General features: G+C 60.0%; 1 protein-coding gene. It reads left to right on the top strand.

The window, feature by feature from the left end:
* Positions 1-172: 172 nt before the first annotated feature.
* On the top strand, positions 173-1,239 hold a 1,067-nt coding region (locus tag A3730_RS26635; protein WP_197477662.1), incomplete at its 3' end, for a metallophosphoesterase.

Genomic DNA, 1,239 nt, shown 5'->3' with positions numbered 1-1,239 from the left:
ATGATCGGCCAGACCCTGGAAGTGGACGGCGTGCGCGACCTGTACATGAGTTATCCCAGCCTGGAATCGGTGAACGCTCTCACCGTGATCAGCCACTGCCCCTGATGCTTTTCAAAAACTCCCCGGCGGCGTTCGCGCCGCCCTTCTTTCAACCCGANACACAGGAAACACCATGAAAGCTTCACTGCGATCCCTGCTCGCTCTGTCGCTGGCCGGCGGCGCTTTGCTCAGCGGCTGCGGCGGCGATAATGACAACTCTTCCTCCCAACAGGACGCCCCCCCCCGGGTGGATCTGCGTTTGATGGAAACCACCGACATCCACGCCAACGTGATGGACTACAACTACTACAGTGACAGCGTAGATAACGGCCATGGACTGGTGCGCACCGCCATGCTGGTCAAGCAGGCCCGCGCCGAAATCACCTACCCGGAAAACGCTGCGTTAGTCGATAACGGCGACCTGATCCAGGGCAGCCCCATGGGCGACTGGCGCCAGGCGCAAGGGCTCACCAGCGGTGAAGTGCACCCGGNCTACAAGGTCATGAACGAAATGGCCTACGACGTGGGCAACTACGGTAACCACGAATTCAACTATGGCCTGGATTTCCTCGCCGAAAGCGTGGACGACGCCGCCTTCCCCTACATCAGCGCCAACGTATTCAGCGCCGACGGCAGCACCCCCTATTTCGATCAGTACAAGTTAATCACCAAGACAGTCTACGACCGGAACGGCAACCCCCACGACCTGACCCTGGGCTTTATCGGCTTCCTGCCACCGCAAATCATGCAGTGGGACAAGAAGAACCTGGAAGGCAAAGTCACCGCCAAGGACATCAAGGCCACCGCGGAGTTACTGGTGCCGAAGATGAAGGCAGAAGGCGCAGACATCATCGTTGCCATTCCCCACTCCGGCATTAACACCACCGCCTACTCGGAAGACGCCAAGGCGGAAAACAGCAGCTGGTATCTGGCGGACGTGGACGGCATCGATGCCATCATGTTCGGCCACAGCCACCTGACTTTTCCCTCGAATGCCTTTGCCGGCACCGCCAACGTGGATCTGGAAAAAGGCACCATTAAGGGAGTGCCGTCGGTCATGCCCGGTTTCTGGGGCAGCCACCTGGGTATCATCGACCTGACCCTGGCGCTCAATGAGGACGGCGAAAGCTGGACCATGGTGGACAGCAAGGTGGAAGCCCGGGCCCTGGACCCGGAGGGCGAAGCGGATGCCGCCCTCAC

The organism is Alcanivorax sp. HI0044 (assembly GCF_001634945.1).
The sequence above is the reverse complement of the archived record's forward strand: the minus strand, read 5'-3'. Positions and strand labels throughout refer to the sequence as shown.